Annotated in this window: 19 protein-coding genes and 1 tRNA gene; 9 read left to right on the plus strand and 11 right to left on the minus strand. The window is 65.0% G+C overall.

Annotated elements, in window-relative coordinates; translation table 11 throughout:
- Positions 1-52 precede the first annotated feature (52 nt).
- The 6 genes from ABIN76_RS05470 to ABIN76_RS05495 all read right to left on the minus strand — a co-directional run bounded on the left by ABIN76_RS05470 (position 53) and on the right by ABIN76_RS05495 (position 6,958).
- A complete protein-coding gene (locus tag ABIN76_RS05470; protein ID WP_346958712.1) occupies positions 53-1,348 on the minus strand; it encodes a type II toxin-antitoxin system HipA family toxin in 1,296 nt (431 codons plus the stop codon).
- Positions 1,342-1,566 carry a helix-turn-helix domain-containing protein gene (locus tag ABIN76_RS05475; RefSeq protein WP_346958713.1) on the minus strand — a complete coding sequence of 75 codons (225 nt, stop codon included), beginning with the start codon at positions 1,564-1,566 and terminating at the stop codon, positions 1,342-1,344. Before ABIN76_RS05475 ends, ABIN76_RS05470 begins: the two co-directional genes overlap by 7 nt.
- A gap of 113 nt (positions 1,567-1,679) precedes the next feature.
- The gene (locus tag ABIN76_RS05480) at positions 1,680-3,875 is read right to left on the minus strand and encodes a DUF262 and DUF1524 domain-containing protein (RefSeq protein ID WP_346958714.1); all 2,196 of its coding nucleotides are present in this window, start codon (positions 3,873-3,875) and stop codon (positions 1,680-1,682) included.
- A complete protein-coding gene (locus ABIN76_RS05485; protein ID WP_346958715.1) occupies positions 3,876-4,949 on the minus strand; it encodes a restriction endonuclease subunit S in 1,074 nt (357 codons plus the stop codon). It lies immediately after the preceding gene.
- Between the two features lie 77 nt (positions 4,950-5,026).
- Complete coding sequence (locus ABIN76_RS05490; RefSeq protein WP_346958716.1) at positions 5,027-6,523, minus strand: class I SAM-dependent DNA methyltransferase; 1,497 nt, start codon at positions 6,521-6,523, stop codon at positions 5,027-5,029.
- Positions 6,524-6,580: 57 nt separating this feature from the next.
- Positions 6,581-6,958 (minus strand): VOC family protein, encoded by a 378-nt coding sequence (locus ABIN76_RS05495; protein ID WP_346958717.1) that lies wholly within the window; start codon positions 6,956-6,958, stop codon positions 6,581-6,583.
- Positions 6,959-7,093: 135 nt separating this feature from the next.
- On the opposite strand from ABIN76_RS05495, the gene ABIN76_RS05500 reads away from it, so the two are divergent.
- Positions 7,094-7,711, plus strand: coding sequence for a hypothetical protein (locus ABIN76_RS05500; protein WP_346958718.1), 618 nt, complete (start codon positions 7,094-7,096; stop codon positions 7,709-7,711).
- On the plus strand, positions 7,708-8,346 hold the full coding sequence (locus ABIN76_RS05505; protein WP_346958719.1) for an NAD(P)-binding domain-containing protein: 639 nt from the start codon (positions 7,708-7,710) through the stop codon (positions 8,344-8,346). Before ABIN76_RS05500 ends, ABIN76_RS05505 begins: the two co-directional genes overlap by 4 nt.
- A 35-nt stretch (positions 8,347-8,381) precedes the next feature.
- Here ABIN76_RS05505 and ABIN76_RS05510 read toward each other — a convergent pair whose 3' ends face one another.
- From ABIN76_RS05510 to ABIN76_RS05525, 4 genes are all read right to left on the minus strand, one after another.
- Positions 8,382-8,864, minus strand: a complete 483-nt coding sequence (locus ABIN76_RS05510; protein WP_346958720.1) for a pyridoxamine 5'-phosphate oxidase family protein — start codon at positions 8,862-8,864, stop codon at positions 8,382-8,384.
- Between the two features lie 129 nt (positions 8,865-8,993).
- Positions 8,994-10,520 (minus strand): APC family permease, encoded by a 1,527-nt coding sequence (locus tag ABIN76_RS05515; protein WP_346958721.1) that lies wholly within the window; start codon positions 10,518-10,520, stop codon positions 8,994-8,996.
- Entirely contained in the window at positions 10,517-11,431 is a 915-nt protein-coding gene (locus tag ABIN76_RS05520; protein WP_346958722.1) for a universal stress protein, read from the minus strand. Before ABIN76_RS05520 ends, ABIN76_RS05515 begins: the two co-directional genes overlap by 4 nt.
- Before the next feature lie 75 nt (positions 11,432-11,506).
- The gene (locus ABIN76_RS05525) at positions 11,507-12,922 is read right to left on the minus strand and encodes an NAD(P)/FAD-dependent oxidoreductase (protein ID WP_346958723.1); all 1,416 of its coding nucleotides are present in this window, start codon (positions 12,920-12,922) and stop codon (positions 11,507-11,509) included.
- 157 nt (positions 12,923-13,079) lie between these two features.
- On the opposite strand from ABIN76_RS05525, the gene ABIN76_RS05530 reads away from it, so the two are divergent.
- Entirely contained in the window at positions 13,080-13,769 is a 690-nt protein-coding gene (locus tag ABIN76_RS05530) for a TetR/AcrR family transcriptional regulator (RefSeq protein WP_346958724.1), read from the plus strand.
- Positions 13,770-13,884: 115 nt separating this feature from the next.
- On the opposite strand, the gene ABIN76_RS05535 is transcribed toward ABIN76_RS05530, so the two are convergent.
- Positions 13,885-13,967 (minus strand) — tRNA-Leu (locus ABIN76_RS05535).
- Between the two features lie 386 nt (positions 13,968-14,353).
- On the opposite strand from ABIN76_RS05535, the gene ABIN76_RS05540 reads away from it, so the two are divergent.
- Genes ABIN76_RS05540 through ABIN76_RS05565 form a run of 6 tightly spaced genes read left to right on the plus strand, consistent with a single transcriptional unit; the run spans position 14,354 to position 22,010 of the window.
- The gene (locus tag ABIN76_RS05540) at positions 14,354-15,097 is read left to right on the plus strand and encodes a DUF3662 and FHA domain-containing protein (RefSeq protein ID WP_346958725.1); all 744 of its coding nucleotides are present in this window, start codon (positions 14,354-14,356) and stop codon (positions 15,095-15,097) included.
- Positions 15,094-15,576 carry an FHA domain-containing protein gene (locus tag ABIN76_RS05545; protein WP_056736728.1) on the plus strand — a complete coding sequence of 161 codons (483 nt, stop codon included), beginning with the start codon at positions 15,094-15,096 and terminating at the stop codon, positions 15,574-15,576. Before ABIN76_RS05540 ends, ABIN76_RS05545 begins: the two co-directional genes overlap by 4 nt.
- A 2-nt stretch (positions 15,577-15,578) precedes the next feature.
- Positions 15,579-17,279 carry a protein phosphatase 2C domain-containing protein gene (locus tag ABIN76_RS05550; protein ID WP_346958726.1) on the plus strand — a complete coding sequence of 567 codons (1,701 nt, stop codon included), beginning with the start codon at positions 15,579-15,581 and terminating at the stop codon, positions 17,277-17,279.
- Positions 17,276-18,733, plus strand: coding sequence for an FtsW/RodA/SpoVE family cell cycle protein (locus ABIN76_RS05555; protein WP_346958727.1), 1,458 nt, complete (start codon positions 17,276-17,278; stop codon positions 18,731-18,733). Before ABIN76_RS05550 ends, ABIN76_RS05555 begins: the two co-directional genes overlap by 4 nt.
- Positions 18,730-20,187, plus strand: coding sequence for a penicillin-binding protein 2 (locus ABIN76_RS05560; protein WP_346958728.1), 1,458 nt, complete (start codon positions 18,730-18,732; stop codon positions 20,185-20,187). Before ABIN76_RS05555 ends, ABIN76_RS05560 begins: the two co-directional genes overlap by 4 nt.
- Positions 20,184-22,010, plus strand: coding sequence for a protein kinase (locus tag ABIN76_RS05565; protein WP_346958729.1), 1,827 nt, complete (start codon positions 20,184-20,186; stop codon positions 22,008-22,010). The genes ABIN76_RS05560 and ABIN76_RS05565 overlap by 4 nt, the downstream gene beginning before the upstream one ends.
- Positions 22,011-22,013: the final 3 nt, after the last annotated feature.

The following is a 22,013-nucleotide window of genomic DNA, read 5'->3' on the forward strand; positions in this document are numbered from 1 at the left end:
ACTTCACGATGTTCTGTGGATCAGTCAATCATGCCGGGCGGACAGTTGTGCTCTACGCTGCGTCCGCGGTCTGAACCAAGGGCAGCTTTCGTATGTTGGCCACCGTATCGTCGGCGACCTTCGGCAGGGAGCCCACCCAGCCGGACAGGTCGTCCCTGGCTGAGTCGAAGGCCTCCACCAAGTTCTGCCTGAAATGGCTCACAATCGCGTCAGCGCGGTCCTCCGCGACGCCGAACGGCGCGGCGGACGCGACCAACATTTTGCTGCTGATTCGTTGCAGCCTGTACTCGCCCTTCACGCTCATTGCCAGGTCGATGCCGGATTCCCCGTCCCAATAGGGCGCATATGTTGCAAGGTCATACAGTGGGGCAAGCCGCGCCCGTCGGCCGCTCAGCAGCATGGAGTAGTTCTTGGCGTGGGCGTCGGTGCCGCCAACCACGGTATTGAAGACGAGCGCTCGGTAGAGAGCTTCCCCGGCTTCCCGTCGGTCGGCCTCTTCGGGTAAGGACCGCACCAGGGCTGCCATGTCCGATATGCCTGGGCCGCCGTCCCGGTGCTGGTATTTCTTGGCCGGCGAAACACTGAGTGACTGGCACAGGTCTTCTTGGTGGAGTCTGCGCCATGTTCCGTCCCCGGTTAGCTCGCGGTCATAGCGCTCCGTTATGAACACGTCCCAGTTGCCGATCCGCGAGAGCTCCGATTTGGCCACGTCAAGCCCCAGGAAAATGGCGGCTCGCATGGTCAGCTGTTCGACGACGTCGAGCCTGCTGAAGTTCCCTGTGGCCGGTTTCAGGATGTGGGTGGTGGGTAGGGCATCCGTGGGCACTCCCCACCCGCCGTCCGGAAGCCGATGCAGGGCGATCTTGGGCTGCGCGCCCGCAAGGCTGAAGCGTCCCGCCGCGTCGTTGTACGGTGTTCCGTCCTCATACTCGGCGACCACGCGATCCAACATGTCGGCAACTTCGGAAGTGGTGACGGGCCGGACCCCACGCCGGGAAAGAGTCCCGTCGGAAGACTCATTGCCGGGTGCCGCGAACTGGAGAGCGCCGGCAACATCCATCCCAATGTGCTCCAGAACTGCAAACGGATTGGATGGCGAGACTGCAAAGCGCCGCGCGATAGTGCGCATCGCCCCGTCGCTGTCCGGCAGAAGACCTTGAAGGAAAGGCAGCACTGCCCGTTTCTTGTGCAGCGCCGCGGCCAGCGGCATGGACAGCGAGAGCGGAGTGGCGTCCGGCATCACCTGATATTCAGGCCGGTACCGGAACGTCAGATTGCCTGAGGACGTCTGTTCAACGCGCCCGCATAGGGTCCCGTCCATAAATACGTCGAGGGCCCGGGTCACCATCTGACATTTCCCGTCTCGCGGTCCCGGATAGCCATCTCGTAGCCCAGGGCCTGGAAGACATCCATGAATTTGGACGTCTCCACTGTGGACTTACCCGACTCGAGGTCGATCACAAAGGTCCGCGAAACGTTTGCTCGGCTGGCCAGTTCCGCCTGCGACCAGCCCCGCTCCTCGCGGAGTTCGCGGACCAGTGGTCCGGCCTCGCGGACTGTGTACATAACGACTCCTGTCGGCGTACGGCGACTTTCACATATGTCGCCGTACGCCAACTTTAGCATTTGTTGCCGTACGGCAACAAGAAGCCGGAATCAGTCGATGACCACCTCAAGCCCTATGCGGGAGCCGGAGTTGCCACCAGGGCCTCTTCGTAGTCGAACCCTTCTGAAGCTGCGTCGGATTCAGGATCGTCGTCCAACTGGTTGTCGAAGGCCTGGCGGATAATTCCCATGATGCTGGGCAGCTCGTCCGCGGATGTGAGATGCATGCGGAGATTACCCACTCCCCAGTGCCCGACCATGCTGATGTCCTGACAGATTCCATGGGGATCATCGAGCCTTTGGACCGGCACACGCGCCTGTACCACCAGCCTCTTCTCCGTGGCGTATACGTCCATAAAAGCCCGATTGGCCGTGAAACTTACGACCTGCTTCTTGATGTCCTCGACAATGCCCGGATCAAGGGCCAGAACTTCGGCCTTGAGCGCTGTGTACGTATTGGCCCAGGGGCCGAAAGCAAGGCCCGGGTGATCCTCGAGACTGTAAGCCGATACAAGGCGCGAGTCGATCTCCGTGGACAGTTCTGGCGCGACGTACGGTCTCGCCCAAACCTTCACAGCCTGCGCAGTCAAGGTTTGACCCCGCCGCAGAATGGCCTCCTCATTCCAGACTGTCTCACTTCGTACTGTTTCGTTGAGCTTGAGCGGACTGGAGTTAAAGCCGCCCTCCATGGACTTCTTATTGGCAAAAGCCTTGTCGCTGTACTCGGAGTTGTAGCCCGTGAGTGTGAGGTTGCCGAGTGTGTGCAGGTGTTCGTTTTGGATCCGAGACCACTCGGGCCCCAATTCCTGCTGCCAAGCCTCGGAGAGCTTCGGATTCTGCGGCAAGACGTGTTCGATCGTGTAGTCAGCGATGCTCACGGGTTCCTTGCGGCCGATGTTCTCCAACTTCCGCAGCAGATAGAGGCGACGCAGGAAGTGGTATGAATCGTTGCTTTTCAGCTGCGCGGCGAACTCCGCATCATCCGGGAAGCGCTTGTAACTCTTCAGGGAAGCCAGCCGGGAATTGAAACTCTCCAAGTAGTTGGTCTTGTCCAACTGGCGCATGAAGGTGGCAAACGTCTTGTTCATCGAGGCGGTCGGGATAGAACAGACCGCCCGCCTGAAAACATATGCTTCAACCGTCCGGGCAGCAGCCAGCAGCTCCGACTGAGAAATAAGGGCGTTCTGCTCGTAGTCGGCGTATAGCTCCAATAGAACCGGGTACGCAACGTCCATTCTGAGCTCGGCAATGTCGGCGAAGACGGAGCGAAGCATTGGATCGCTTTCTTTGCCGAGAGCGATCGCGCAGTAGTACTCCGCGTGCATCCGCAGGTCGGCCAGCAGTGTCTCCAGGGCCTCCGTTACGTCGGCAGGGGGATCCGGCAACCGCGTCCTGGCAAAGGTCTTGAACGCCTCATAGATAGCGTTCTTCTTGGGAATGCTGTTTGCCTTGATGGTCAGGTAGTGACGCACGAACGGGTCGAAGTGTTGCGTATAAGCCTCCTGACCAAAAGCCAACTCCATGGGCCGCCAATAGTTCTTGTACAGCTTGGACTGCAGCGATGGCTCCAGCCCCATCAGCACAAAGTTGCGGATCAGGTCCGCCTGGCTGAGCTCCTTGCCGGTGGAGTTCATGGACTCGAAGATCAGCTGTGGGTTCTCCTGATCGCGGTTCAGGGCAATGTCGACCACCATCAGTTTCTGGAGGCCGCGGCAGACGATCGCCAGGTCGTTGCCCTTGCTGGTGAACTTTTGCAGCTGCTCTTTGAACCAACTGAAGTTCTCGTGGATGCGGACGGAAACCTCATTGGGCATGGGGTTGTCATCTACAAGAGCGCACAGCGTGTCCTTATCCGTCTGCGTAAGTATCAGCTTGTACCTGCGGTGGTCCACCTCGTCGTCATTGATCAGGTAGCGCTTCGCGATCTTTGTGGGTGAGAACCCGTCAGCCGGTTCCTGTGCCTCGGGAGGGAGCTCCTTGATGGCCAGCGCCAAGGCCTTGAGGAGCAACGAAGTGGAGGTCAGGCGCTGCTGGCCATCGATCACCAGCAACGGCTCATGGGAGGTCAGGTTGCTCAAGCCTTTGCTGATGTGGACCACGGAACCGATGAAGTGGGCGTTGATTTGATCGCTGGAGCCAGCGCGCACCACGTCGTCCCACAGTGTCTGGCACTCCTCCACAGTCCACGAGTATTGGCGCTGGTACAAAGGGATCTCAAATTGCTGGGCTTGCCGCAGCATTTCAAGCAACTGGGCTTCCGAGGCTTTCACTTACAGTTCTCCTTTGAACGCGCGGTGCTGGAGCGAGGCGAAGAGGGCGTCCAGCTCTACGAGGTGCTTGCGGTGGGTTGCTTTCAAGCGTTCGACGGCGGCGACGCGGTTTGCGAAGGTCTGTTGAAGTTCGATTGGAGGCAGCGGAAGACGGATGGACTGCACCTCCTTGGCATTGATATTTGCCATGCCCACAATGGACTTTGCCATGTTCCGAAGGAGTCGCTTAGTGCTCGGCAAGTTCATAAAGGTCGTTAGGTACTCCGGCAGAAGATCCTCCGATGTCCTCAGGCGAATGAGGTAGCCCGCGTAAGCAGCGGGCCCGTTTCCCCGAAACATTGCAGTCTTGCCGACCAGATCGGCACTATTCGTTCGGTTGAATAGGACGTCGCCATTGCGGAGCAGGTGCTTATCAGGCTGGTTTGCACCAAGGTATTTCAAGTCCGTGAAGTCCAAATCGCCGCCGTAGGTCAGGTTTCCCATGCGAAGTATCGGGATATCACCTGAAATAGCCGCCCTTTCACTAGAGCCATAGGTCGCCGACACCAGCACATCACCCATCTTCACAACCGGATGCTGGCTCTGCGCGGGGACACCGGAGCCGAACGTGGAGTGGAAGATCGATTGGGTGAGGGTGTCGAGGTGGGCGAGGGCTTGGCTGCGCTTGGTGCGAAGCTCATCGGCCTTGTCCAGGATCGCCGCGATCCGCCGCTGCTCGTCGGGGGGTGGAAAAGGGACGTCCATATCCAGGAAAACCGAGTTTGGAAGCGATCGCCGGCGAGCGGTTGAACCCTGGAGCTTGGCCTTGTAGTAAGCAATCGCTTGGGGCGATCGCAGGAATCGTTCGAGATACAGCGCGTCGGTCTCGGCCTCGTCAGTGAGATCCCAAACACCGTACGCGGGGCTTACGATTCCTGCCGGAATGGATCGTTGGAAAGCCAAAACGGCCTCGTCAATGGGAAATCCAACGACCAACTGGTTTCGGTCGATGACTTTGTACTGAGAAAGGTCGGCTCCAGCGACACGCTTTTTAAACTTTTCACTTTGAGGGACCAAGCCGTGGCGCATGGTCATTGAGAGCAAGGGGTAGGACCCGCTGCCCGCACGCTGGACCTTTGCGGGTCTAATGAGTTTCCCCAACTTGGCAACGTTCACTTGAGAAGCTCCCGCAGCTCCGCCATTCCCCGCGTGATCTCCGATTCAAGCGCGTCCAAGGCAGCAAGGACGTCCGCTGGTGCCGCATGGTCGATAACTTCGTGCTCGATCTCCCGGTACCGGTTCAGCGACAGGTCGTAATCGTTCGCCGCGATCTCCGACAGCGGCACACAGAACGACTGCTCGGTCCGCGCCCGGGTGAGTTCCCTCGTCGCGCGTTCCTTCCAGCGGGAGAGGACATCGGGGAGGTCGGATGAGCTGAGCGGCGTGCGCTTGTCGTCCAGCGAGAAACCGTCCGAGCGGACGTCGTAGAACCAGACGTTATCCGTGCCGCCCGAGGTGGTCTTGGTGAAGAACAGGATGGCGGTGGACACTCCGGCGTAGGGCTTGAAGACTCCGGACGGAAGCTTGACCACGGCGTCGAGCTTGTGGCCCTCCACGAGCAGCTTTCGCAGTTCCTTGTGCGCCTTGCTGGAACCGAACAGCACACCGTCCGGGACAACCACCGCGGCGCGGCCGCCGTTCTTCAGGAGTCGGATGAACAACGCCAGGAACAGCAGCTCGGTCTTCTTCGTCTTCACCAGGGCCAGCAGGTCCTTGGCCACGTTGTCGTAGTCCAGGCTGCCGGCAAACGGGGGGTTCGCCAGGATGACGTCGTACTTCTCTTCCTCGCTGCTGTGCAGGTTGGCGAGGGAATCTCGGTAGGCGATGTCCGGGTTCTCCACGCCGTGCAGCAGCATGTTCATGGAGCCGATCCGGAGCATCGTGTTGTCGAAGTCGAAGCCGTGGAACTGCTCATTGTGGAAGAACTTGTTCGACTCCGCATTGGTCAGCAGGGTCGGATGATTCTTGCGCAGGTGCTCCCCCGCCTGGACCAGGAAGCCGCATGTGCCGGACGCCGGATCGCAGATCGCTTCCAGCGGCTTCGGCGCCGTCATGTCCACCATGAGGTCGATGATGTGCCGCGGCGTGCGGAACTGGCCGTTGGTGCCGGCTGATGCCAGCTTGGACAGCATGTACTCGTACAGGTCGCCCTTGGTGTCCCGGCCGTCCATGTTGATGCCGTCAATGACGTCCACCACCTGTTGCAGTACGCCGGCGTTGGGGATTTTGAACTGGGCGTCCCGCATGTGGTGGCTGTAGGTGGATTCCTCGCCGTTGGCCAGCTTGGGCAGTTCGTTGCGCAGGAACGGGAAGACGGACTCCGAGAACACGGTGAACATCTCGTCTTTGGCGAAGTTCTTGAACCGGCTCCAGCGCAGGTCGGCGTACGGCCGGCCCTTGGGGTCGTTGCCGGCGGGGAAGACTGCGTCTTCCATGGGCTGGCCCAGCAGGTTCGCCTTCTTCTCCTGCAGGGTGTGGCGCTCGTCCAGCCGCTTGAGGAAAAGCAGATAGGTGATCTGCTCGATGACCTCCAGCGGGTTGGAGATTCCGCCGCTCCAGAACGTATTCCAGACCTTGTCGACTTGGGACTTTATTTCACCGGTAATCACAGATCGAGCTTAGTGGGAAGCTCAGACGACGAGCGCCCCGGCCCGCTAAGCCCGGGCTTAGTCCTGGTGCAGCTGGACGTAGTTCCCGCAGCCGTCGTCGAGAACCACGCTTGTGCCGCCGGGGCCTTCCGAGGGTTCGGCCTGGAAGATCACGCCCTTGGCGGACAGCCGCTCGTACTCGGCGCGGACGTCCGGGACGCCAAACACGATCGCCGGCAACCCGGCGTCGTGGCAGGCGTTCATATAGGCCGCACCGATCGGGTTGTCGCTGGGCTCCAGCAGCAGGCCTGCCGACGAGCCGCCGCCCGGGTCCTTCACGATATAGAGATTGTGCTCCGGCATCGCCATGAGAGTCTCAAAGCCCAGGATTCCGGTATAGAACTCATGGGCTGACGCCGGGTCCTTGACGTGGATACTGCACATTTTCAGTCGCATGGGCCCTAGGCTACGCCGGCACGGAGCCGGGTGGGAACCGGGGGAAGCGCGGCCATTGACGGCCCGCGCCGGATGGATTCCAATGGAATCAGCGGAACACCGCCCGCCCGGGACGGTTTCCGCAGGAGGTGTGCCATGCCGTCGCTAGCAGATCCCGCCCCGGTCGGGGCCTGGCAGGTCCTGACCCTGGCGCTCGTCGTCGCGGCAGCCGTGGCCGGCACCGCCTATCTGGTTTGGAAGCACCGGAACTCCGACGGCGGACTGCCGGACGCCGTGTTCTGGGACGGTTTTGCCGGGCTCGCCGTCGTCGGCCCCGCAGTGGTGCTGCCGGCGCTGGTCTCCCCGTGGGCCGGGCTGCTGCTCGCCGCCGTGGCCGCGTCGACGGCCGTCGCCAGTTACCGCTGGGCGCCGAGGGTATTCCGCTGGCAGGAAACCCGGCGTGCCGCGCGGCACGCCGCAGCAGCCGATACCGCCGCGGCCGACCGGCACCGCGCTGCCCTCACCCGGTGGCAACGTTATGAACTGGATCCTGCCCTCTGCATCGATTTTCCGGCCATGAGTGATCCGGGCCGGCCGGAAACCGCCGCGATGCTGAAGGCCATGAAGGACGCCGAGCGGCTGCGCCGCGGAACCGGACCGGACAGCCAGGCACCCGGCGGCTACAGCACCGCCGTCGACCGGCTGGAACACGCACTGGCGGAGGCGGAACGCGCCGCCGGTGCACTGCAGGTTTCCTCTAAAGGGGCACGATGACTGACATCACGATTATCGGCAGCGGCAACATGGCGAGGGCGATCGGCCTCCGGGCGGTAGCAGCCGGACGCTCCATCCAGATCCTGGACCGGAGCCCGGAGAACGCCGCGAAACTCGCGGCGGAGCTGGGTCCGACGACGACGTCCGGCGGGCTGGGCGATGTGCCCGAGGGCGACCTTGTGGTCCTGGCCCTCTACTTCGAACCGGCCAAGGAGGTCGCCATGCACTATGGCGACACGCTCAGCGGCAAGACGGTGATCGAGATCAGCAATCCGGTCAACATGGAAACCGGCGATTCGCTGGTGGTCGGGCCGGGGACCTCGGCGGCCGAAGAGGTGGCCCGGCTGCTGCCCGGCGCCCGGGTGGTGAAGGCGTTCAACACGACGTTCGCAGGCACCTTGGCGGAAGGCTCAGCGGCCGGGATGGCGCTGGATGTCTTCATCGCCTCAGACTCGGAGGCCGCCCGGAACGAGGTGGCGGCGTTTGCCGCCGCGGCAGGACTCCGGCCCCTCCAGGTCGGGGCGCTGCGCCACGCCCGAGAGCTGGAGGGGATGCAGCTGCTGGTGGTCGGCCTGCAGCTGAATCCGGCCTACGAGTCCTTTAACTGGGACACTGCGCTCAAGATCATCGGCTGAGAGGATCGGGTGGGACGCGCAGCGCCCCGGCCGGCCTAAAGCTCGACCGTGCCGCTTTCGCCGACGCTCATCCGGCTATTGGTGACCTTGGACTTCACCCACTGCAGGACGGTGGCGGCGGTTCCGCCCGGGCTGGTCCAGTATTCGGCCGAATCCGAGTCCACGTGCAGCAGGACCACGCCGGGGGTGTCCGGGCCGTCCGGGAACCACGCCTCGACCGCCTGGTTCCACCGGTCGCGGATCTGCTGGCGGTCGGTGACCACCCGTGCCGTGCCGGCCACCGACACCCACTCGGTGCCCTTGCCGAAGGACACGTTGACCTCGGGGCTGGCCGTGACATGGGCCACCTGGGAGGTGTCCGACGAGGTGAAGAACCACATGTCGCCGTCGTCCTGGACGTCCTGAACCGCCAGCGGCCGGCTGACGAGCGCGCCCTTCTCATTGATCGTGGTGAACATCCCGATCCGCGAATCGTTAATGATGTCCGTCACCTTGCTGATGTCCTGTGCATCCGACATGCGCCCACCTCTTCCTTGATCAACGGAGGAAGGTCCTCCTCCCGCCAGCCTATTGATAAGTGTGCTTACTTTTCAAGCACGCGCTCCGGCTGGCGGGCGGAGGACCTTCGCAAAGTCCGGCCGCCGGGCTCAGATGCCGCGGGACAGCACCTGGCCCTTGAAGAACTCGGGACGAAGTTTGGCCATGACCAGCATCAGCACCACACCCAGCAGGATGACGCCCATGCCGAGGATGAAGACCAAACCCAGGCCGCCGATGGAGGAGCCGGAACCGTACTCCGGGTCCATCGAGTCGTAGGCGGTCTTGACGAACATCACCAGCAGGATGACGCCGCCCAGCAGCGGTGCGAGGAACTTGAAGAAGAACGAATGCGCTCCGCTGAACGCCTGGGCACGGAAGAACCAGACGCAGGCCAGGGCGGTGATGCCGTAGTAGAAGCAGATCATCATGCCCAGTGCCGTGATGGTGTCCCACAGCGCGTTTTCGGACAGGGTCCGGGTCACCACGTAGAAGGCGGCCGCGGCCACGGCCGAGGCGATGGTGGCGTAGCTCGGGGACTTGTAGCTGGGGCTGATCTTGCCGAACTTGTGCGGCAGCGCCTTGTAGTGGCCCATCGACAGGAGCGTACGCGCCGGCGACACGAAGGTGGACTGCAACGATGCGGCCGAGCTGCTCAGGATGGCCAGCGACATCAGGATCGCGAAGGGCCCCATGACGGGTCCGGCGAGGACGGCGAAGATGCTGCCCTGGTTGTCCGGGTTGCCCGCGCCAAGGCCCTCGGTGCCGATGCCGGCGAAGGCCAGGGTGGCGAGGGCGACGGTCATGTAGATGATCACAATGACCAGGACGGTGACGGTGGCCGCGCGGCCCGGGGTTTTCTCCGGGTTCTTGGTCTCCTCGTTCATGGTCAGCGTCACGTCCCAGCCCCAGTAGATGAAGATGGACAGCGAGACGCCGGCCGCGAAGGCGGAGAAGGATTCAACGGCGAACGGGTTGAACCAGTCCGGCGCGATGGCGGTGGCGTCAAAGGCGGTGCCGTTGGCGACGTGGCTGAAGGCCGCGACTGCGAACCAGCCCAGGACCAGCAGCTGGAAGGCGACCAGGACGTACTGGACAGTTTTGGTGGTTTCCATGCCGCGGTACGAAATCCAGCACGCCAGCGCAATGAAGACCAGCGTGGTGGCAATGTTCAGCGGCAGGTTGGTGGTCAGGTCCGCCAGCTCCGGGTTTCCGAAAATCTGCGCCAGCATGAGGTAGAAGAAGTCCACCGCGACGGCCGCCAGGTTGGACAGCACAATGATGGTGGCCGCGATCAGTCCCCAGCCGCCCATCCAGCCGAGCCAGGGGCCGAAGGCCCGCGAGGCCCAGGTGAAGGAGGTGCCGGCGTCGGGCATGGCGTTGTTCAGCTCGCGGTAGCCGAAGGCCACCAGCAGCATCGGAATGAAGCCCACCAGGAAGATCGCCGGAAGGTGGACGCCCACCTCGGAGACCGTCGGGCCCAGGGCGGCGGTGAGGGTGTAGGCGGGGGCGATGCAGGAGACGCCGATGACGACGGCGCCGATCAGCCCCACCGATCCGGCCTTCAGTCCCTTTTCACTCAGTCCGTGGTCCCGCTGCTGTGGTGCGGCCTTGGCGGTGGCGTGTTCGGTGCTCATGCTTGTGCCTCTCGGGAAATGTCACTCGACGTGGAAGGGGACGGGTGCTTGAGCTCGTAGTCGCTGGGGACCACGATCATCGGCACCGGCAGGGCCCGCAGGATGCGGTTCGCAGTACTGCCCAGGAAGATGGAGCGGTTCCGGGCGAGGCGGCTGGAACCGATCAGCAGGACTTCGCCGTCTTCCCAGTCGAGCCGGTCCACGGCCTCTTCGACGCTGCGGCCCTGGGCCACCACGACGTCGGCCTTGCCGGCCAGCGGTGTGCCCTGCGAATCGGACGGAAGGGCGGCCGCGAGGTGCTTGTTGGCGTAGTCGCGGGCTGCTTCGGCGGCGTCCGCCGAGTCCCCGTCGTCCAGGGTCAGCAGCGACACAACACGCAACGGCACCAACCGGTTCGCTGCCATCGAGACGGCGAAATCCAGCAGCTCTTCGGCGCCCGGGCGGTCCCCGAGCCCGCAGCTGACCCGGGTCAGCGCGTCCCGGCGGTGGTAGCCGTGCGGCGCCAGCGCCACCGGCACGGTGGCGGCGTGCAGCAGCGCGCTGGCCACAGACCCGACGGTGAACCGCTTGAACAGCCCGTTGCTCGTGGCGCCGATGATGAGCATGTCCGCCTGGAACTCCTCACAAGCCTCGATGAGGGTCTGCGCGTCGGATGCACCGCTGCGGATGTGGGCCTGCGCCGGCACGTCGGCCGGGATCAGGGCCAGGGCTTCATCGAGCCACTCGGCCGCCTGCTGGTGCAGGTAGCTGTCATAGCCCGCGGCGGGCGCGTGGGCCGCATTGAACACCCCGGCGTCCGGGATGGCCACCACCAAGTCCAGGGCCGCTCCGCGGCCGCGGGCCAGGGAGACGGCCAGGTTGACCGCATCACGGCCTCTGGCATTGGCTGAATACCCCACTACGTAACGCATCTGGCCGACCTCTCTGGTTGTTGTGCTGTTGCTGTGTGGACAGGGGTTGTTGGACGGAACATGGGTTGCCGGCCGCTAGCGGGCAGCCGGTGTGCGGTCCGCCACGGCGACGATTCGGGCCGCCGTCGCCCGTCCCATCCGTACCGCGCCGTCCACGTGCTGGTAGCCCTCGGCTGCGAGGTCGGAGGAGGCCCAGTAGATCGGTCCCACCGGGGCGTGCTGGTCCTTGCCGTAGCGGTGCAGACCGCCCAGGTCGTAGCTGGCGGCGTAAGCGCCGCGGGTCCATTCCTCGGAGCCCCAGTCGGACTCGTAGTAGACCTCCGGGTCCAGGGCCTTCTCGCCCAGGAACCCGGCAATCGATTCGAGGATGGCGCGGCGGCGCTCTCCGGCGCTGAGCTCGAACATGGCGTCCGCTTTTTCGTCCGAGACGAAGCCCACCAGGGTGCCGCGGGGGTCCTCATGGTTGGTGTTGTCATAGACCTCCTGCACCAGCGCGTCCGCGCCGAAGCAGGTTCCGGAAAGCCCGTCCTCGCGCCAGAACGGAGTGCTGTACACGGCGTGCACCTTGATGACCAGGCCCAGCGACTGGTGCTGGTGCATCTGGTGCTGGCGGCGCGGCAACGGCGGGTTGTAGGAGACCCGGGAGTAAAGGTTCGGCGGCACGGCCATGATCACGAACCGGGCGTTCACCGTAGCGCGGTCCGACACCACGGTCACGCCGGCGGGGTTGCCGGCGGTGTCTTCCGCTGGGTTTCCGGCGGCCCCGGCTTCCCAGTGGATGGTGCGCACCGGGCTGGAGAGCACGACGTCGTCGCCCAGTTCCGCTGCCTGCAGCAGCGATACCTGCTGCATGCCACCGACGACCCGCTTGTCCAGGATGAAGTCCTCATCGGTGAGGTGGGTGAAGGAACCGGCCGAGGCGGCCATCAGCACGGCCTGCAGGGCGGAGAACGCATGCGCGGGCTTGGTCAGCATGCCGCCGGCGATGAACAGGCCAATGTTGTTGCAGGCCTCCTCGTCGGCGGAGTTCGCGCGCAGCCAGTGGTGGAAGGAGATCGTGTCGAGTTCGCGGGCCTTGGGATGTGCCCACGGCTCCGTGGGGCCGATTTCCGCGGCGAGGGAATCCAGCAGCGCGGTGAGCTTATCCATTTCGGCGGCGGTGGTGTCGCTGACCGGGAAGGAGTCGCCGGAGTACAGGGTGCGCTTGCCGTCGGCGCCGATGTAAACCGCCTGGCCCTCACGGTAGCGGTCGTAGGTTTTCAGGCCCAGCTCCTCCAGGAGCTCCAGCAGTGCCGTCTGATCCGGCGAGACCCACTGGCCGCCGATCTCCAGCATGGCCCCGTCGACGGTGTCCGTCCAGGTCCGGCCGCCCACGCGGTCGCGTGCTTCCAGTACGGCGACACTCAGGCCCGCTTTCCGCAGCTCCCTTGCTGCGGTCAGGCCGGCGGGGCCGGCTCCGACGATGACGACGTCGCGGTCAAGTTCCAGCATGATGTCCTCTCCGTGACCGCGTAAGTGATGCGGACCACTAAATGAATGCCATTCATTTAGGATGACTATAGCGGCACGGATAGAAAGAGGGAAGACCCCGGCGCAAAATGGCATCCGGTGGAATAATCCTTGGGACAGCCCAGAAGAAAGGCCCGGAATGCCGGCAGCTACCAGCGCCACCGCGGATCCGCACCGTCCCGACGCCAAACCGCGCCGCCGGGTCGGCCGGCCCGCCTCGGCCGTCCTCGACCTGGACGGCATCACCGCCGCGGCACTGCAACTGGTCCGCAAGAGTGGCTACGACGGCTTCACCATGGCGGCCCTGGCCCGTTCCTTGAACGTTGCGCCGTCCGCCCTCTATAACCATGTGTCCTCCAAACGGGAGGTGCTGGTCCTGATCCAGGACCACCTGACATCGTTCGTGGACGTGTCGGCCTTTGAGACCGAGCCCTGGGACCAGGCCGTCCGGGACTGGGCCTGGAGTTACCGTGATGTCTTCTCGCGTCATACCCCGCTGATTCCGGTCATTGCGGTGCTGCCGGTCGCGGATGCGCCGAAGACCCTGGCCATGTACGAGGCCGTCAGTGCGGGATTCCGCCGGGCAGGCTTCCCGCAGGGGCGCATCATTTCCGCGATCGTGGCCCTGGAGTCCTTTATCTTCGGCTCCGCCTATGACGTAACGGCCCCTGCGGACATCTTCGATTCCGGCAGCCTCGCGGCCTCGACGCCGAACTTCTCCGCCGCCGTCGCCAGCCTCGGCGGGCAGGGCTACACTAACCAGGCCGACGCGGCCTTCAGCCTGGGGCTCGAGGCGCTGGTGGCGGGCTTCGGGGCGCTGCGCGAGTAGTCGCGCCCCGCCGCCGGTGGCAAGGCGCCCGCACGGAGTCGCCCGCGCGGCGGACCAAAGAACCCGATGAAAGAAAAAGAACCCCGGTCCGAAGACCGGGGTTCTTTCGTTTGCGTGCGCGAGGGGGGATTTGAACCCCCACGCCCTTTCGGACACTGGCACCTGAAGCCAGCGCGTCTGCCGTTCCGCCACTCGCGCGCAACTTCTTTCACCCGGCTGAGGGCCCGGAAACCGGACCGTCTACCTCGTAAAAGCAGCGAGATCAAGCATAACGGACAACTGCGGGAAAACACCAATCGGGGCTCCGGAGGCGCCAAACCACCGCGTCAGCGCCTCCGGCGGCCGGCCCTTCCGCGGGGCCGCGGCCGCAGCGCTCCGGCGTCGCCGTCCGGACATCCGCGCATGTCAGAGCCCCTCCGCCGCAAATTCCCTGGCCCCGGCGGCGGGGCTCATTAAGGCCATTCCCAGCCTTGCCCAGTAGTATCTGATGTAGGAGTGCCCGACTACGGCGGGCCCCTGCGAATGTTGGAAACCGAGTTCCGGAACAAACGCTGCCCGGCAGCTGTCAGGAAAGGAGAAGGACCATGGGCTTGCTGGACAAAGTCGAGCGCGGCATCGAAAAGGCCGTCCGCGGAGTCTTCTCCACCGGTTCCCGCGCGCAGGTTGAGCCGGTTGAGATCGCCAGCCACCTCCGCCGGGAAGTGGACAACAAAGCGCTCACCATCGCCGCGGGACGCACCCTGGCCCCCAACGTTTTCGATGTCCTGCTCAGCGGCGATGATTTCCAGCGCGCCCAGGAGTGGGGCACGCCGCTCGCGGAAGAACTGTGCGACGTCGTCATCAATCACGTCCGCAGCCAGGGTTACACGCTCCAGGGCCCGGTGCGGATCAGTTTCCGCCGGGACGAGGAGCGCCGTGCCGGCGACTTCGAGATCACGTCGCGGACCGAAAAGGCCGGCGGCTCCCCCACCCAGCCAGGCAGCCAGGCTTCGATGCCCGCAGCCCCCACCCGCCAGCCCGGCCGCTTCCAGCCGGTCCTGGACATTGACGGTCAGCGTTATTCGCTGAACGCGTCCTCGGTGGTGCTGGGCCGGTCCTCCGAAGCGGACATCCTGATCGACGACACCGGGGTTTCACGCCGGCACCTGGAAATCCGCACCGGCGACGGTGTGGCTCAGGCAATCGACCTGGGCTCCACCAACGGCAGCTACGTGAACGGCCATAAAGTGGTGGGCAGTTCGGAACTTGCCGACGGCGCCACGATCACGATGGGACGGACCAAAATCATCTTCCGCCTGATGCCCGCCAACCCGGGCGGCCGCCCGTGAGTGAACTGACCATCACCGCACTGCGCTTTGGTTTCCTGATCCTCCTTTGGGTCCTCATCTTCAGCATCGTCTCCGCCATGCGCCGGGACCTGATGATCGGCCGCAAAGCCGCCGCCGGCGCCCCCACGGCACGCCAGGTGCGCCGCAACCCTGCGCTGGCCGAACCTGCTCCCGCCCCCGTGAAGCAGCAGGCCCGCCAACTCGTCGTCACCGAGGGGCCGCTGAAAGGCACCACCCTTCCGCTGGCCGCGAGCCCGATCCTCCTCGGCCGCGCCCAGGAAGCCACCCTGGTCCTGGAGGACGACTATGCCTCCGGCCGGCACGCCCGGCTGTTTCCGCAGGGCAGCCGCTGGTTCATCGAGGACCTCGGTTCCACCAACGGCACGTATCTGGCAGATCAACAGCTCACCCGGGCACTTCCGGTGGAGCTGGGTGTCCCCGTGAGAATCGGCAAGACGGTCATTGAATTGAGGCCGTAGCCATGGCTGCCCCCGAATCCCCCGCAGACACGGCAGCAACTGCCCCGAAGCGGCCGCTCATCATGCGCTATGCCGCGCGCTCCGACGTCGGGCGTGTCCGTGCGAAAAATGACGACTCCGCCTACGTGGGCCGCCACCTCGCCGTCGTCGCGGACGGCATGGGCGGCCATGCCGGCGGTGACGTGGCGTCCGCCGCAACCGTGCTGGACATGATCCACCTGGACCGCGATGACTACTCCGGCGATGCTGACACCGTCCTGGCGGACGAGATCCAGACGGCCAACTCGCTGCTCTCCGAGCTGGTCCACATGAATCCGAAACTGGCCGGGATGGGAACCACCGTCACGGCCCTGCTGCTGGCCGAGGGCAAGCTGCATTTTGCCCACATCGGTGACTCCCGCGCCTACCGGCTGCGCCACGGCACCTTCGAACAGGTCAGCGTGGACCACACCTTCGTCCAGCGGCTGATCGACGAGGGCAGGCTGCGCCCCGAGGAAGCCGAAACCCATCCGCACAAAAACGTGCTGATGCGTGTCCTCGGCGACGTCGACGCCAGCCCCGAACTGGACCTGGACATCCTCGACGTCGAACCCGGCGAACGCTGGCTGCTCTGCTCCGACGGGCTGAACTACGTGGCCGGCCACGTCGTGGAGCGCACCGTCCGGGAGACCAAAGACCTGCGCGAATGCACCGAACGGCTCGTTGACCTCACCTTGGAGGCCGGTTCACCGGACAACGTGACGGTCGTGATGCTGGACATCGCCGAACAGACGCCCGACGACGTGAACACCGCCGCCGTCACGGTCGTCGCTTCCCCGGCCCCCGTCACCGCGACGTCTACGCCCCGGGCCACGCCGGCCGCACCTCCCTCCGGCAGCACCTTTGCGGGCGCGGCAGCCGAGGGTACGCCGTCGGACGCGGCACCTTCGGACGGTACGCGGGACGGCAAGTCCGGCGGGGCGACCGGCAAGGGCCCGGAGGGCGCGGGCACCGCGGCGGAACCCCCGCCGTCGACCGACCCGCATCTGGGCGAGCATCTGTCTGCCGAAGTCCTGCGCGAGGAACTGTCCACGCGGCCCCATGAGCTCGTCGGAGCCGCAGCGGCCGCGGCGGCATCCGGTTCCATCCCGTCCATTGCCGGCCGGACCGTGGCCCGCCGGGCCGCAACCGTCCTGACACACAAGGCCGAGCAGGACAAGGACGAGTCGGAAGACGACAAGCCCCCGGTCAGGCACCGTCGCTGGCTAACGATCTCCATCGCTGCGGCGATCGTGGCCGTGCTGGGCATCGGTCTCTGGCTCGGCTACGCGTGGACCCAGACCCGGTACTACGTTGGTGAGCACGATCAGCGGGTCGCGATTTTCAACGGGGTCTCCCAGCGCCTGGGCCCCATTCCGCTTTCCACCCTCGAAACGGTGACCGATATCCGGATGTCTGACCTGCCAGAGTTCTCGCAGCAGCGTGTACGCCAGACTGTTCCCGCGCGGGACCTGTACGACGCGCAACGGATCGTCAAGAACCTGGAGCGCACCGGCACAACGGCGCCGGCTGACGAGTGCCTCACGCCCTCCCCGACACCCAGTGCCAGCGCCTCGGCGACCGCACGGGCCACTGCGGCGCCCTCCGGTTCGGCACGGTCCAAGTCGGCCTCGCCCACCCCCACCCCGACGCCGTCTCCGAGCTACTGTGAGGTGGCGAAGTGACGCCGATCGATCCCACACCCAGGCCGCGCCGCAACGCCGAGCTGGTGCTGCTGATCCTCGCCCTCACGGTGGGGATCGGCGCGAACGCCCTGGTCGGCGTCGACCGGCAAAAGGCCTTCGACACTGACTTCTGGTTCCAGTCCGGGCTACTCACAGCCGCAGCGCTGGCGTTCCACCTTGTGCTCCGCATCCGCGCTAAATATGCCGATCCGGTAATACTTCCGCTGGTCGTGGCCCTCAACGGTCTCGGCCTGGCCATGATCCACCGACTGGACCGCGTCAACGAGGACACCGGCAACAACCAGTTGCGCTGGACCCTGGTGGCGATGGCCGTGGCCATCGTTGTGATCTGGTTCCTGAAAGACCACCGGATCCTGCGCCGCTTCACCTATATTTCGCTCGCGGTCAGTGCCGTCTTGCTGATCCTTCCGCTGGTTCCGGGTATCTCCGCCGGCGAAGTCCTGGGCGCCAGCGTCTGGATCAAACTCGGCTCCATGACCTTCCAGCCCGGCGAAATCGCAAAGATCACCCTCGCCATCTTCTTCGCCGGCTACCTTTCCTCCAACCGGGACCTCATCCTGCTCGCCGGGCGCAAAATCGGCCCGGTGCAGTTCCCCCGGTTCAAGGACATGGGCCCCATGATCACGGCCTGGCTGGTCAGCATCGGCGTGCTGATCTTCCAGCGCGACCTCGGCACCTCGATCCTGTTCTTCGGCCTGTTCCTGGTGATGATCTACGTGGCCACCAGCCGGATCAGCTGGGTGATCATCGGCGTGGTGCTGATGGTGGGCGGCGGCTTTGTCGCGTCCAAAGTTTTCTCGCATGTGGCACTGCGGATCGATGGCTGGCTCAACGCCTTCACGCCCGAGGTCTACGACCGTGAATTCGGCGGCAGCCGGCAAATCGTCGAGGGGCTGTTCGGCATGGCCAACGGCGGCCTCGTCGGTACCGGCCTGGGCCAGGGGCGTCCCAACCTCGTCCCCTTCGCCAACAGCGACATGATCGTCGCCTCCTTTGGCGAGGAACTCGGGCTGATCGGCGTGTTCGCGATTGTGCTGATGTACCTGTTGCTGTTCACCCGCGGCTTCCGGGCCGCGCTCGGCACCCGGGACGCGTTCGGCAAGCTGCTCGCCACCGGGCTGTCCTTTGCCATTGCGCTGCAGTGCTTCGTGGTGATCGGCGGCGTGACCCGCCTGATTCCGCTGACCGGCCTGACGACGCCGTTCCTCGCCGCCGGCGGCTCGTCGCTGCTGGCGAACTGGATCATCGTGGGCCTGCTGCTGATGATCTCCCACACCGCCCGCGGACCGGTGGACACCACGCCCCTGCCACCGGGACAGGACCCTGACGCGGCGAAAGACGTCCCGGCCATGCCGCCCAAGCCGGCCACGGCGCCGGCCCGCGGCACCGGCGCCACCAGTCCAGACGCTCCCACCGAGGCGGTGAAACTGTGAACCAGGCCATTCGCAACTCCTGGATCGCCGCGATCGCGATGTTCGCGCTGATCTTCGGCGCGCTCAGCTACGTCCAGGTGGTCGGCGCCGACGAACTCAAGGCCAACGCCTGGAACAAGCGCACCTTGCTGCAGAACTACTGCAACGACCGCGGCGCCATCATCGTCGGGGGCAAGCCCGTGGCGCAGTCAGTCGCCGGCACGGACAGCTGCCAGTTCCAGCGCACCTACACCCAGCCGGAACTGTACGCCGGCATCACCGGATACTTTTCCAAAAACTACGGCCTGACCGGCATGGAACTGGCGATGAACGAACAGCTCGCCGGCAGCTCGGACCAGCTGTTCCTGGACCGGGTGGGCCAGTTGTTCCTCGGCAACCAGCCCAAGGGCGCCTCGGTCGAGCTCACGCTCGACCCGAAAATCCAGAAACTCGCCTACGACCTGATTCCGGACGGCCAGCGCGGATCGATCGTGGTGACCAACCCCAGAACCGGCGCCGTCCTGGCGATGGTGTCCAAGCCCTCGTATGACCCCAACCTGATCGCCACCCAGGATGCCGACGCCGAAGCCGCCAACATCACCAAGCTGAACAAGATCCCCGGCATCAACCTGAACCAGTCCGTGAGCGGCCCCACCGGCGCCCTGCTGGCACCGGGTTCCGTCTTCAAGATCATCGACACGGCGGCGGCCCTGGGTTCCGGGAAGTACAACAAGGACAGCGTGCTGCCGAACCCGGCCGAGATGCCGTTCCCGGGCATCCAGTACAAGCTGCCGAACTACGCCGGCGGCAATTGCTACACCCGGAACACGGCCTCGTTCGCCTTCGCCCTGCAGCAGTCCTGCAACACTCCGTTTGCCAGCATCGCCCTGGACCTGGGGCAGAAGGCAATCGAAGAGGAAGCCGCCAAGTTCGGCTTCGGGCAGGACTTCGGTGACCAGCTCAAGCTCGATTATGCAAAGAGCAAATTCCCGACCGAACCGCTGGACGACGCCGGCCTGGCGCAGTCGGCCATCGGCCAGCGCGACGTCCGTGCCACGCCGCTGCAGATCAACATGATGACCGCCGCGATCGCCAACGGCGGCGTCCAGATGAAGCCCAACCTGGTCAAGGCCGTGCGGTCCCCGGATCTGCGGATCATCAACGAACCCAAGCCTGAGACACTCCGGACCTCCACGAGCCCGGAGACTGCCCGCCAGATCTCCGAATGGATGACCAGCGTGGTCAGCGACGGCATCGCCCGCGGTGCCGCGGTTCCCGGCGTCGAGGTGGCCGGCAAGACCGGCACGGCCGAGCTCGGCAACGGCCTGAACAATTCTTGGTTTACCGGGTTCGCCCCGGCCAACGACCCGCAAGTGGCCGTCACCATCGTCATGCAAGGCGTGGACATCACCACCGGCGCAAATCTAACCAGTCCGAACGCGAAGAAGATTTTTGAGGCGGTGTTGAATAAGTGAGGCCTACATCGGGAATCACCCTCGGCGGAAGATTCCAGCTGACCACACGCATTGCGATCGGCGGTATGGGGGAAGTGTGGAAGGCCAAGGACCTGATCCTTGGCCGGATCGTGGCCATCAAGGTCCTCAAGGAGGAATACACCGGCGATCCGGGCTTCCTCCAGCGCTTTCGGGCCGAGGCGCGGCATACCGCCCTGCTGAACCACGTAGGCATCGCCAACGTCTTTGACTACGGCGAGGAGGAGGGCTCCGCCTACCTCGTTATGGAACTCGTTCCCGGCCAGCCGCTCAGCAGCATCATCGAGCACGAGCAGGTCCTCTCGCCGGACCGCACTTTGTCGATGATTTCGCAGACCGCACGGGCGCTGTCCGTCGCGCACGCCCAGGGCCTGGTGCATCGCGACATCAAGCCGGGCAACCTGCTCATCACGCCGGACGGCCGGGTCAAGGTCACCGACTTCGGCATCGCACGGCTGGCGGACCAGGTTCCGCTGACGCAGACGGGCCAGGTGATGGGCACCGCCCAGTACCTCGCTCCGGAGCAGGCCACCGGCCAGACCGCGACCGGCGCCTCTGACATCTATTCGCTCGGCGTCATCGGCTATGAGTGCCTCACCGGGCACCGTCCGTTCTCCGGCGAATCCCAGATTGCCATTGCGCTGGCCCAGGTCAATGACGCCCCGCCGCCGCTGCCCGAAACCCTGCCCAAGCCGGTGCGTGCCCTCCTGATGTCGATGCTGGCCAAGGATCCGAAGAACCGCCCGGCCGACGCGATCAAGCTGGCTGAGGCTGCCGACGCCATCCGCAACGGCGACATCGCGGCCGCCCACGCGGCTGTCCCGGGCATGTTGCTCTTTGAGGCCGCCACCGGCCCCATTACCGCCCCGGTGGATGTTGCCACCGCCGCAACCGGCGTGATCGGCGCCAGCGCCGCGGACGACAAGTCGACGTCGGCGTTGCCGGTCATTGGCGCCGCGGGTGCCGGTGCCGCGGCCGGCATGGCTGCGGGGGCAGCCGCAGCCAGCGGCCACGGCGCCCGCAATGCCCTGTCGCGCGCGGATGCGCTGGCTGCGCAGCGGACCTGGGTCCCGGAGGAAGAGGACTACGACGGCTACGAGCCCGAGGAAGAGCCGAAACGCCGGGGCCGCAGCCCCTGGACCTGGCCGCTGATCGCCCTGATCCTGCTGGTGTTGTTTGCCCTGGTGGGGGTCGTCCTCTCACAGGCCGGGATCCTGTTCCCCTCGTCCCCGGCGGCCACCAGTTCCAGCGCCAAAGCGAGCACCACGAGCGCTGCACCCACGTCCAAGAGCCCAAGCCCCAGCCCGACGAGCAGTTCGGCTACACCCACCCAGTCGACGCCTCCCGCCATCAACCTGGTGCCGGACGCCTACAAGGGGCGGCCCTACAACGATGTCCGCGCTGAACTCATTGGCATGAATCTCCAGGTCAAGGGGAATCCCGTCAACGACCCCGCCGCACCTAACACTGTCCTCGACATCGATCCTTCCGGCCCCGTTCAGCCCGGTGACACCATAACCGTGAGCTATTCCAAGGGCCCGGAAATGGTTTCCGTCCCGCCGCTGGAGCAGGGGGCCAGCGAAGCCCAGGTCCAGCAGGCCATCCAGGCCGCCGGCCTGCGCTGGCAGAAAGGTGCTCCGGTTGAGGGTGACGGAACCCAGCAGGAGGGCACCTTCGTGAGCTCGGAACCGGGATCGGGGGAGAAAGTCGCCAGCGGTTCCGTGGTGATCTACCACCTTGCCACCGCGCCCGCTCCGAGCACTCCCGAGCCCTCGCCTTCACCAAGCGTCAGCACCACCAAGTAGGCA

The organism is uncultured Arthrobacter sp., from assembly GCF_964021775.1.
In the GTDB taxonomy this organism is placed as follows: Bacteria; Actinomycetota; Actinomycetes; order Actinomycetales; family Micrococcaceae; genus Arthrobacter.

Excerpts from the sequence above, each read along its gene's own strand:
- ABIN76_RS05470 (WP_346958712.1), bottom strand. The coding sequence starts at position 1,348 with ATGGTGACCCGGGCCCTCGACGTATTTATGGACGGGACCCTATGCGGG.
- ABIN76_RS05475 (WP_346958713.1), bottom strand. The coding sequence starts at position 1,566 with ATGTACACAGTCCGCGAGGCCGGACCACTGGTCCGCGAACTCCGCGAG.
- ABIN76_RS05485 (WP_346958715.1), bottom strand. The coding sequence starts at position 4,949 with ATGACCATGCGCCACGGCTTGGTCCCTCAAAGTGAAAAGTTTAAAAAG.
- ABIN76_RS05495 (WP_346958717.1), bottom strand. The coding sequence starts at position 6,958 with ATGCGACTGAAAATGTGCAGTATCCACGTCAAGGACCCGGCGTCAGCC.
- ABIN76_RS05500 (WP_346958718.1), top strand. The coding sequence starts at position 7,094 with ATGCCGTCGCTAGCAGATCCCGCCCCGGTCGGGGCCTGGCAGGTCCTG.
- ABIN76_RS05505 (WP_346958719.1), top strand. The coding sequence starts at position 7,708 with ATGACTGACATCACGATTATCGGCAGCGGCAACATGGCGAGGGCGATC.
- ABIN76_RS05510 (WP_346958720.1), bottom strand. The coding sequence starts at position 8,864 with ATGTCGGATGCACAGGACATCAGCAAGGTGACGGACATCATTAACGAT.
- ABIN76_RS05515 (WP_346958721.1), bottom strand. The coding sequence starts at position 10,520 with ATGAGCACCGAACACGCCACCGCCAAGGCCGCACCACAGCAGCGGGAC.
- ABIN76_RS05520 (WP_346958722.1), bottom strand. The coding sequence starts at position 11,431 with ATGCGTTACGTAGTGGGGTATTCAGCCAATGCCAGAGGCCGTGATGCG.
- ABIN76_RS05525 (WP_346958723.1), bottom strand. The coding sequence starts at position 12,922 with ATGCTGGAACTTGACCGCGACGTCGTCATCGTCGGAGCCGGCCCCGCC.
- ABIN76_RS05530 (WP_346958724.1), top strand. The coding sequence starts at position 13,080 with ATGCCGGCAGCTACCAGCGCCACCGCGGATCCGCACCGTCCCGACGCC.
- ABIN76_RS05540 (WP_346958725.1), top strand. The coding sequence starts at position 14,354 with ATGGGCTTGCTGGACAAAGTCGAGCGCGGCATCGAAAAGGCCGTCCGC.
- ABIN76_RS05550 (WP_346958726.1), top strand. The coding sequence starts at position 15,579 with ATGGCTGCCCCCGAATCCCCCGCAGACACGGCAGCAACTGCCCCGAAG.